The following is a 9,873-nucleotide window of genomic DNA, read 5'->3' as shown; positions in this document are numbered from 1 at the left end:
ATAAGGCCAAGGCCACGCAGATAAATTCCAATAGCGCTTTCCAATAGATCCTCTGGTGGGAAAGGGCTGTGTGTTCCGGGGCTATTGCGCGCGAATAACTCAACAACACCGTGGCTCATCGCCCAGATATGCGCGCTAAACATGGACGCGGGTGGGCGTTTGTCAATAGGGATATGCTGGTTGAGGTCTTCAGCCGCTTGTTCAAGTACACCGCGCGCGCGAATGGAGACGGCGGCAAGTTCTGGTGTTCGGTTGACCGAGATCCCGCTTTCAAACATCGCAATATAATGGCCCGGGTATTTGCGCGCGAAGGCAAGATATGCACGGCCCGTAGCTTCAAAGGCTGCCAAAGCTGAGGGTTGGCCCTTGTCATATGCGTATTGCATGACATCTGCGAAAATCTCGTAACCTTGGCGCGCGGCCTCGGCGATCAAGTCTTCGCGGCCCTCGAAATGACGATACACTGCGGCAGGCGTGACACCTGCTTGTTTTGCTGCTTCAGACAACGTGAAACCTGTTGGGCCCTTTTCACGGATCAATTCAAGCGCAGCTTCAATCAATGCTTGGCGTAGATTTCCATGATGATAGCCCCGCTTTTTAGGCATCCCATATCTCCGGTCCCGCACAAATCGCTGTGTCGAGTTTGCCGACAGCTTTGTTATTTTTATTCGTGTAGTCAAACTGATCCAGCACGTGACGCATTGCGGACAAGCGCGCACGACGTTTGTCATCAGATCGGATAACCGTCCAAGGGGCGATCTGCGTGTGGCTGCGCCTAAGTGTGTCCTGAATTGCGTCGGAATAAGCATCCCAACGATTCAAACCTTCCACGTCGATCCACGACAGTTTCCATTGCTTCAAAGGATCGCTTTCGCGTGACAAGAAGCGGCGCAATTGTTCGCCGCGACTGACGTTCAACCAGAATTTCACCAGTGTGATGCCCTCATTCACCAGCATATCTTCAAACAGTGTCACTTGGCCAAAAAATGCCTCACGCTGTTCGGGCGTGCAAAACTCAAAAACATGTTCGACGACACCGCGATTGTACCAGCTGCGATCAAAGAACGTGATCTCGCCAGCAGCAGGCAGATGGCGGATATAGCGTTGGAAATACCATTGCGTCGCTTCACGCTCAGTCGGTTTGGACAAGGCAACAACACTGGCAGAGCGCGGATTCATGTTCTCGCGGATCCGCTTGATCGTGCCACCTTTGCCAGCCGCATCACGGCCTTCAAAGACGATCGCAACGCGCTGACCACTTTCACGTACCCAGTTTTGAAACTGAACCAGCTCGATCTGTAGCTTGGCCATTTCTTTTTCGTAACGCTTTGCTTTCATACGCTCCGAATGCGGGTATGTCGGGCTAAGAATCTGATCTTTTTCAGCAGTCTCAATCGCGGAACGTATATCGTGCGGCGCTGTTTCGTTGAAAAACTTACTGATGCCACCATCAGAGGGTAGGTTCATGTACTCAATCCCCGAATTGTTTGAGTTCACTATGCAGGTGCTGTGCGCTTACCGCAATCCAGCGTTGGCGGCTGCGCGTGCGATTGCTGCAATCACTTCGGGGTGCGAAACATGTTGAGGCATATGACCGACGCCGCTCAGCACCGTCACGTTTGCACCCTCTATCTGATTTACCAACAATTCAGAGTGAATTTTCAGCCCTACAATCGTGTCCGCATCGCCATGCAGCAATTCTGTTGGTACTTGGATCGCACTATATTTCGGGATCATTGCCTTTATATCGCGCAACAACCTAACCCTTTGACGTGCATTCACGATCATTGTTTTACGACGCAACGTGATGCCAGGGCCAAAATAATCAGCGTAGCCTGCAGGCTCTGCTTGGGGTTCGAAAACCTCTGCCAGCGCATTCGCAACATATGAATTTGGCACCCAAGCGGTCAACAGTGGCACGATCAATGTAGCGCCCCAGCCCGAAGCGGTGACACGGTAGAGCGGATCGACAGGTGTGCTCCAAAGGTTAGACGGAGCCGCCAACAAGACCAATGCAGACACATGTTCAGGATGATTAACAGCCCACGCCAATGACACAGCACCACCAAAGGATTGCCCAAGGACGATAGGTTTATTCGCACCCAACTTTAATGCGGCTGCAGATAAAAGGGCGGCTTGTTCATCAAGGCTTTCGCCGTTTTCATGTAGGCTAGGCGTGTAGCCTAGACCTGGGCGGTCCAGCACGATGACGCGGTAGTCATTTTCAAGCTGCGCAACTAAAGAGAACGTATAGTCGCGTGTCGATCCAGACGCACCGTGGATAAGCACCAAATCAGGACCAGAGCCGCGCACAACAGCGTGGACCGTATGACCATCAACGTCGATAAACTGACCTTCTGGGGGGTATTTGTCTTCTGCTTGGGCTTCGCGCGCGCTCGCGCGCCATTGCGTGACAGCGATAAAAATACCCAGTGCGATCAGAATATAGAGTGTGATTTTACCCACCGATTTCGTCCGAGATAAAGGGAGTCGATTGATATATTTCATTGATCCAATTGCCATAAAGCAAATGCGCATGGCTGCGCCAACGGTTCTGAGGTGGCTGATTTGGATCATCATTCGGATAGTAATTCATCGGAATATTGATCGGCGTGCCCTCGGCGACATCGCGGTCATATTCTTGCTTGAGCGTGCCCGTATCATATTCAAAATGATTGAATATATAAAGCGCACGATGTGCTGCATCTTCGACCAAAGCCGGGCCAGAAATGTCGCTAGACAGCAAGGTTTTCAATCCATCATGCTGACCGATTTCGCCCTGTTGCATTTCAGTCCAGCGGCTCACGGGGATCACACAATCATCAGAAAAACCACGCAAAAACGGCGATGAGGCTGCAAGATTTTGGTGTCGAAAACAGCCAAAAGATTTGGTATCAAGGATATGCTTATCCACGCCATGAAAGTAATTGATCATCGCCATGCCGCCCCAGCACACGCCAAAGGTGGAATGCACGTGGGTCTGCGTCCATTCAAACACCTCGCAAAGTTCGTCCCAATAGGTGACGTCCTTGAAATCCAGATGTTCAATCGGCGCGCCTGTGATGATTAGGCCATCGAATTTTTCGTGCTTCACTTCAGAAAAGGGGTGGTAAAAGCTCTCCATATGCTGGGCGGCCGTATTGCGCGTTTGATGTTCGCTCATGCGGATCAGCGAGAATTCGATCTGCAAAGGCGTGGCACCAATCAAACGGGCGAACTGGTTTTCGGTTTGGATCTTTTTCGGCATCAGGTTCAACAGACCGATCCGAAGGGGGCGAATATCCTGACGCGCCGCTTGGTCCTCTGACACAACCATAACGCCCTCGTTTGAGAGCACGTCAAAGGCTGGCAAGTCTGCAGGCAATTTGATCGGCATGTGATCGGTCTTTCCGCGTAGTGAGCGTTTCAAATAGGCTTAAGCGGAGCGTGCAGCAAGGGCGTCCGCGATCACATCATTGAATGCGCGCTCAGTTGTGACATTTGCCATGTCAGAGGCTTGGACCGTTACACCAAAGTTGCGCGCCATCGCGGCGTAACGTGGTTGGCGATGCGCAAGGGCCTGTGCATAGGTCCAACGCACAAATGCGTTTGGATCAACATCACCTTCTAGAACGTTGTTATCAATTAAATATTCACGCCATGCGCGCGCGAGAAATTCAGGTTGATAAGACATCGGTTTAGGCTCTTTATCAAAGCGCGCTATCAAGTCGTCTGTGTGCGCTTCGCTCCCTTGGATCCAGACCATGAGGCACTCTTGGGCCAATTTGCGCAGTAACGGATCGTTCGGATCTTCGGGGTTTACCCATTCACAGATTGATCCGCCCGTGTCGCACACAAAGTTGTCATAGCCATATATCGCCTGTGCGCGGTCAATAAAATGCGAAGTGTCTTGCAGTGCTGCGATTTCCGCATCTCGGAACTGGCTTTGGCGGTGTTGATAGTCCGCGATGGGCAGGCCACCCTGTTCGGGATTGCCCGGTTTACCGAGATAGGCCGCGACTGGGCGCAAGTCATGATCATGCACATTCACACCAAAGTGGATCAAGTCCTGCATCAACATCTCACGCAGGAACGGTGTTTTCATAGCTTCGCGCTTAAGATTGTCGATGATATGTTCGCCCATATGGCGCGTGCCGATCCGGTAATCCACAGTGTAGTGAAACCAGCTGCCTTGTTCGGCCAGCATTTTTGACACATGCGTTTTGCCAAGACCAGACATCGCAAACAAGAGGACGCGTTTTTGCGGCGCGTCGCGCCAGCTTTGGGCCGTTGGATAAAGCATGGGACATCCTTTGGTTTGCGTGCTTTGTCGCCTTGCTACTTGCGTCGGCGAAGTGCGTCAACGGCGCGCCCATCAAGAATGACAAGTCCAAGGGCAAGTAATGCAAATCCCAGATACGCCCGAGGATGTAATGTTTCACCCAGAAAAAGCGCGCCAAGAACAATGGCTATTGGCGATACAAGCAGCGTGACCAACATCAAATTGCCACTGCCTGCGAGCGCAAGAATGCGATAATACAGCAAATATGCCATCGCCGTTGCGATAACGACATAATACCCAATCGCTAGCCAAGTGATAGGTTCGAGCGCGAGGGTAATCGGCCCCTCAATGATCCACGCTGCGGGCAACATGATCAACGTAGAGCATGTCAACATTCCAGCTGCTGCAACTTCGGGGGCGAGGCCGACAAGGCGTTTGCGTGCCCAAATCCCTGCGACTGCGTAGGACAGAGTACCCCCAATAACTGCAAGCTGTGCAAGGGATCTAGGATCGAAGGCAAGCAAATGCTCCAGACCGATCGCTATGGCAACACCAAAAAACCCTAAGACAACACCCATAAACTTGCGCGCGCTCAAACGCTCATCAGTGAAAAAGACCGCAGCTAAAAGCACACCAAAGATTGCAGTTGCGGCGTTTAAGATCGACGTGAGACCGCTTTCGATTGTGAGCTGACCCCATGCCATCAAAGAAAAGGGGATCGCGTTGTTCAACAAACCCATACCTATAAAACCAACCCAAATTCGACGATCCAACGGAACGGGCAGGCGACGCATCCAAACATATCCCCAAAGAATGCACATGGCCCATCCCGTGCGATGTGCAACAGAGGTCAAGAAACCCACTTCATTAAGGGCAATACGGATCGATAAGAACGATCCACCCCAAATCAGCCCCAGCAGCGCGAGCAAAGCCCAAGCAAGCGGCGAGATGTCTTTGCTTTGTGTCATCCGTGTTGCTTGAAAGGGGAACGGGGCCCGTTCAACCCGAAACCTGCGGTTTTCGCGTTTCAGACCAGATGTTATAGTAATTCCCTGCAAAAATGAGAATGGCGCCGACAAAGACCCATGGATCTAAAACTTCGCCAAACACCAACATTCCAACAACTGCGATCATAGGAAGGCGAACGAAATCAATGGGCATCACGACGGTCGCAGGCGCGATGGACAGCGCTTTGGTTAAACAAAAATGCGCGATTAGCCCAGCAAGCCCCACCAAGCCAAGAAGGGGGGCACTTTCAGCCGTCGGCAACGCGATATCGCCGTCATACCCTGCGCAAATTAGTCCAAAAACAGCTTGGGTGACTGTAAGATATGCCAAAATACACGTCAGACTTTCTGTCCGCGTAAGACGCTTTGTTAAGATTCCTGTAAATGCGAAACAAAGTGCAGCCAAAGCAGCAGTAACAACCCCCATACTTATCGGCGTTGCCCCGGGTCGAGTAACAATCAATACGCCAATAAAACCTAAGATAGCGGCGAACACCCGTGGACGCGTCAGACGTTCACCAAGGAACAAAGGGGAAAGAAGAAGAATCCAAATCGGGGATGTGAATTCAAGCGCGAAAACCTGTGCAAGTGGAATCACAGTGATCGAAAAGAACCAAAGGTTCTGCCCCGCAAAATGAAATAAATTGCGAATGATTTGAACAGGCGCAGAGGCGCGCGTCACCTGTTTAAGTGTGCCGAGACTGCCTGCCACCGCGAACACGATGAGTATTCCAGTGATCGAGCGATAGAGCATGATTTCGAACGTATCATACCCTTCAGCCAACCAGCGTCCCGCGACGGCCATGAAGGAAAACGACACAATCGACCCTATCATCCAAACCGCGGCTTTAAGTGTTGGCGAAGTCACGCGGCTTCACCTTTTCTAAATATCCTCGCTGAAGGCTCTGAACCGTCAAACCGCGTTACGGTGGATAATTCTGTGCCTCCGGCGGGGACATTTAATAAAGGAGAAACCATTTTGTGGCTTTCTGTTGGAGCGGTACAGGCTGGGAAGCCGATGACTGCAAAGGAGAAGTCGCTCGGCCCGTCAAACGGTCGGGCGCATCATTCCCACTCAATTGTACCAGGAGGCTTGGATGTAATATCCAAAGTCACACGATTGATCCCAGGAACTTCGTTGATGATGCGCGTTGCGGTTTCACCTAAGAATTCGTGTGTAAATGGATAGTAATCCGCCGTCATACCGTCGACGGACGTAACCGCGCGCAATGCACATGCGAAATCATATGTGCGACCATCGCCCATTACGCCAACCGTGCGCACGGGTAGGATCGCCACGAAGGCTTGCCAGATCTCATCGTACAAGCCGTGCTTGCGAATTTGATCAATATAAACTGCATCAGCTTCACGAAGAATATCAAGCTTAGCGCGTGTGATTTCACCAGGGCAGCGGATCGCAAGACCCGGACCTGGAAAGGGATGGCGACCAATGAAAGACGCTGGCAGTCCAAGTTCACGACCGAGCGCGCGCACTTCGTCTTTGAACAACTCGCGCAACGGCTCGACCAATTTTAGGCCCATCTTTTCAGGCAAACCACCGACGTTGTGATGTGATTTAATCGTAACGGACGGACCGCCAGAAAAGCTGACGCTTTCGATCACATCTGGATACAGCGTCCCTTGCGCAAGGATCTCTGCGCCGTCAATGCCTGACGCGTATTTCTGGAACACATCAATAAACAAGCGGCCAATGATTTTGCGCTTTGTCTCTGGATCACTTTGACCGTCCAACTCACCCAAGAACAATTCTTGTTCTTCAGCGTGGATGAACTGCATGTTGTAATTGTCGCGGAACATCGCGACCACTTCGTCTGCTTCACCTTTTCGCAACAAACCATGGTCCACGAAAACACAGGTTAATTGATCGCCGATCGCTTCGTGGATCAGAACCGCGGCTACGGAACTATCAACGCCACCGGACAGGCCACAAATTACCTTCTTATCACCGACTTGCTCGCGGATCGCCTCAATCGCTTGTTCGCGGTAGGCGTCCATTGTCCAATCTCCCGTGAAACCGGCAAGTTTCACAAAGTTTTCATACAGCTTTGCGCCATTGGGCGTGTGGTGTACTTCTGGATGGAATTGCACCGCGTAGAAATTGCGGGACGCATCGCCTGTGATTGCGAACGGCGCATTTGGCGATATGCCGAACACTTCGAAACCGGGCGCAAGCGCGCTGACGTGGTCACCGTGGCTCATCCAGACTTGCTCTTTACCCTCTGTAAACCATCCGTTTAGCAAAGGTAGCGTACCTGCCGGTGTTACAAACGCGCGTCCAAATTCGGCAGTGCCGCCACCGCCAGAAATCTTGCCGCCCTCAACCTTGCCACCAAGTTGCTGCATCATCACTTGTTGACCGTAGCAAATCCCAAGAACAGGAACGCCAAATGTGAACAGGCTTTCAGGCGCGCGCGGGCTACCGTTGCGCGTTACGCTATCAGGCCCACCAGATAGGATCACAGCTTTGGGGGCGAAATCCGCCAAAAACGCGTCTGTGACGTTCTGATAAGGGTGAATTTCGCAATAGACATTCAGTTCGCGTAGTCGACGCGCGATAAGCTGCGTGACTTGGCTGCCGAAGTCGATGATGAGGAGGCGGTCATGGGATATCTCTGTCATACTGCCGTCTACGGTGCGACTGTGTGTTTCGCAAGTGATGCGGTGCGACTGGAATGCGCATTTTTGTCGTTTTTCACCGCCAATGTCGGATTTGCATCTGAAAGGCCGTTAACTGCGCGCGAGGTTGCGCTGGGGCACGTTAGTTGAGAGTAAGTTTTATATAGAGTCGGCGCGCAGCGCTCCTATTGGCAAGGATCAAAAACATGGCAGAAGCAGCAGCACGCACACGACGCACACGCGGTGGAGGCGGCGCAGCCCGTCGCGCAGAGCGCACATCGGTTAGTTTCGAGACCGCAAAGTATATTGAGCGCAACATTCCGAACTACGAGGTCCTTAGCGACTCTGCATTAGATATGATTGAAGCCAACGCAGAGCAGATCCTTGAAGAAATCGGTGTTAACTTTGTGAACAATCCCGCCGCGCTTGAGCGTTGGCGCAAGGCGGGCGCAACGATTGAGGGCGAACGCGTTCGTATTCCCAAAGGTCTGGCACGCGAGCTTTGTAAAACTGCCCCTGCCAGCTTTACTCAACATGCGCGCAATCCAGAGCGCAACGTGGTTATAGGTGGCAACACTTTGGTGTGTGCGCCTGTTTACGGCCCTCCGTTTGTACGTGATGCAGAAGGGGGTCGTCGTTACGCGACGATGGATGATTTCCAGAAATTCGTAAAACTGGGATACATGTCCAAGTGGCTGCATCATTCTGGTGGCACGGTTTGCGAACCAACTGATGTTGCTGTGAACAAGCGTCACCTTGATATGTTGTTGGCCCACATGACGCTAAGCGATAAGCCGTTCATGGGCTCTGTGACCGAGCCAAGCCGCGCACAAGACAGTGTTGAGATGTGTGAAATCCTGTTCGGCAAAGAGTTTGTTCAGGAAAACACCGTGATGACGTCGCTCATCAACATCAACTCACCCATGACATTTGACGACATCATGATGGGTGCTTTGGAGGTTTACGCGACCAACAACCAGGCCTGCATCATTTCGCCCTTTATCGTGGGCGGTGCAATGGCGCCTGTGTCTGTTGCTGGAACACTAACGCAAGTTATGGCCGAAGTGTTGGCGGGCATTGCCTACAGCCAGCTGATCAAACCTGGTGCACCTGTGATCATGGGGGCCTTTGTAACCTCAATCGACATGAACTCTGGCGCGCCCACATTCGGAACACCCGAGGCCAGCCATATTCTTTATGGAGCAGGGCAGCTGGCCCGTCGTTTGGGCCTTCCTTTCCGTTCTGGTGGTGGATTGTGTGGCTCAAAACTACCAGATGCACAGTCAGCGTATGAAACAGCACACACACACAATGCAGCGCTTTTGGGTGGTGTGAATTTCATGCTGCATGCCTGTGGATGGTTAGAGGGCGGCCTTGTGTCGTCGTTTGAAAAGTTCGTCGTGGATGCAGATCAACTTGGCATCCTGCACCACTTGGCGCGCGGCGTTGCCGTTGATGAGAACGCACAAGCCATGGGTGCAATCCGCGAAGTTGGACCCGGTGGTCATTACCTTGGATGTGAGCACACGCAAGCCAACTTTAAGGACGCGTTCTGGCGCACGGATGTGTTTGATTACAAACCGTTTGAGACGTGGCATGACGAGGGCGCGCGCGATACGCAAGCGCTGGCAAGTGCGAAGGTTGCGCAGATGTTGAACAACTATCAACAACCCGCGCTAGACCCTGCAATTCTTGAGGCATTGAATGCTTATGTGGCAGATAAGAAAGCCTCAATGTCGGACGCTTTTGTTTAATGCCTTAGCCATTTGATGTAGCAAAGCGTTGCGATTCAAAGACTAATGCAATTAGCACTTCTACATGACGCGCGACGCTATATGCAGCATTGCGCGTTTTTCTTTGTCCGTTTTGTTGATTTTCAATATCACAGAGTTGAACAAGAACTGCGCTTGCCTTTGCAGGCACGCTACCTTGCAAAATACGCCCAAGATGAACTTTGCGGCGATAGTC

The 9,873-nt window shown here is 51.9% G+C and carries 10 protein-coding genes; 1 reads left to right on the top strand and 9 read right to left on the bottom strand.

From position 1 onward, the window contains the following. From QZ279_RS06050 to guaA, 8 genes are all read right to left on the bottom strand, one after another. On the bottom strand, positions 1–605 hold a 605-nt coding region (locus QZ279_RS06050), incomplete at its 3' end, for a TetR/AcrR family transcriptional regulator (protein ID WP_293449275.1). Then, on the bottom strand, positions 598–1,467 hold the full coding sequence (gene ppk2, locus QZ279_RS06045) for a polyphosphate kinase 2 (RefSeq protein WP_293449273.1): 870 nt from the start codon (positions 1,465–1,467) through the stop codon (positions 598–600). The genes ppk2 and QZ279_RS06050, both read right to left, overlap by 8 nt. Before the next feature lie 48 nt (positions 1,468–1,515). After that, entirely contained in the window at positions 1,516–2,466 is a 951-nt protein-coding gene (locus QZ279_RS06040) for an alpha/beta hydrolase (RefSeq protein WP_293449271.1), read from the bottom strand. Then, positions 2,459–3,376 (bottom strand): homoserine O-succinyltransferase, encoded by a 918-nt coding sequence (gene metA, locus QZ279_RS06035; RefSeq protein ID WP_293449270.1) that lies wholly within the window; start codon positions 3,374–3,376, stop codon positions 2,459–2,461. Before metA ends, QZ279_RS06040 begins: the two co-directional genes overlap by 8 nt. Positions 3,377–3,415: 39 nt before the next feature. Beyond that, on the bottom strand, positions 3,416–4,282 hold the full coding sequence (locus QZ279_RS06030; protein ID WP_293449269.1) for an ATPase: 867 nt from the start codon (positions 4,280–4,282) through the stop codon (positions 3,416–3,418). Between the two features lie 35 nt (positions 4,283–4,317). Then, entirely contained in the window at positions 4,318–5,229 is a 912-nt protein-coding gene (locus QZ279_RS06025; RefSeq protein WP_293449268.1) for a DMT family transporter, read from the bottom strand. A gap of 31 nt (positions 5,230–5,260) precedes the next feature. Further along, the gene (locus tag QZ279_RS06020) at positions 5,261–6,136 is read right to left on the bottom strand and encodes a DMT family transporter (protein ID WP_293449267.1); all 876 of its coding nucleotides are present in this window, start codon (positions 6,134–6,136) and stop codon (positions 5,261–5,263) included. Between the two features lie 197 nt (positions 6,137–6,333). After that, on the bottom strand, positions 6,334–7,908 hold the full coding sequence (gene guaA / locus QZ279_RS06015) for a glutamine-hydrolyzing GMP synthase (RefSeq protein WP_293449266.1): 1,575 nt from the start codon (positions 7,906–7,908) through the stop codon (positions 6,334–6,336). A 203-nt stretch (positions 7,909–8,111) separates the two neighbouring features. On the opposite strand from guaA, the gene QZ279_RS06010 reads away from it, so the two are divergent. Continuing rightward, entirely contained in the window at positions 8,112–9,659 is a 1,548-nt protein-coding gene (locus QZ279_RS06010) for a trimethylamine methyltransferase family protein (protein WP_293449265.1), read from the top strand. A 4-nt stretch (positions 9,660–9,663) separates the two neighbouring features. On the opposite strand, the gene QZ279_RS06005 is transcribed toward QZ279_RS06010, so the two are convergent. After that, the coding region (locus tag QZ279_RS06005; RefSeq protein WP_293449264.1) for a DUF6477 family protein at positions 9,664–9,873 on the bottom strand (210 nt) is incomplete at its 5' end.

Source organism: Planktotalea sp. (assembly GCF_018607965.1).
Lineage (GTDB): Bacteria > Pseudomonadota > Alphaproteobacteria > Rhodobacterales > Rhodobacteraceae > Planktotalea.
This window is presented reverse-complemented; position numbering and strand designations above follow the sequence as displayed.

What these genes read in the sequence shown, in the direction of transcription:
- QZ279_RS06010 (WP_293449265.1), top strand. Translation starts at nt 8,112, where the DNA reads ATGGCAGAAGCAGCAGCACGCACACGACGCACACGCGGTGGAGGCGGC.
- QZ279_RS06025 (WP_293449268.1), bottom strand. Translation starts at nt 5,229, where the DNA reads ATGACACAAAGCAAAGACATCTCGCCGCTTGCTTGGGCTTTGCTCGCG.
- guaA (WP_293449266.1), bottom strand. Translation starts at nt 7,908, where the DNA reads ATGACAGAGATATCCCATGACCGCCTCCTCATCATCGACTTCGGCAGC.
- metA (WP_293449270.1), bottom strand. Translation starts at nt 3,376, where the DNA reads ATGCCGATCAAATTGCCTGCAGACTTGCCAGCCTTTGACGTGCTCTCA.
- ppk2 (WP_293449273.1), bottom strand. Translation starts at nt 1,467, where the DNA reads ATGAACCTACCCTCTGATGGTGGCATCAGTAAGTTTTTCAACGAAACA.
- QZ279_RS06030 (WP_293449269.1), bottom strand. Translation starts at nt 4,282, where the DNA reads ATGCTTTATCCAACGGCCCAAAGCTGGCGCGACGCGCCGCAAAAACGC.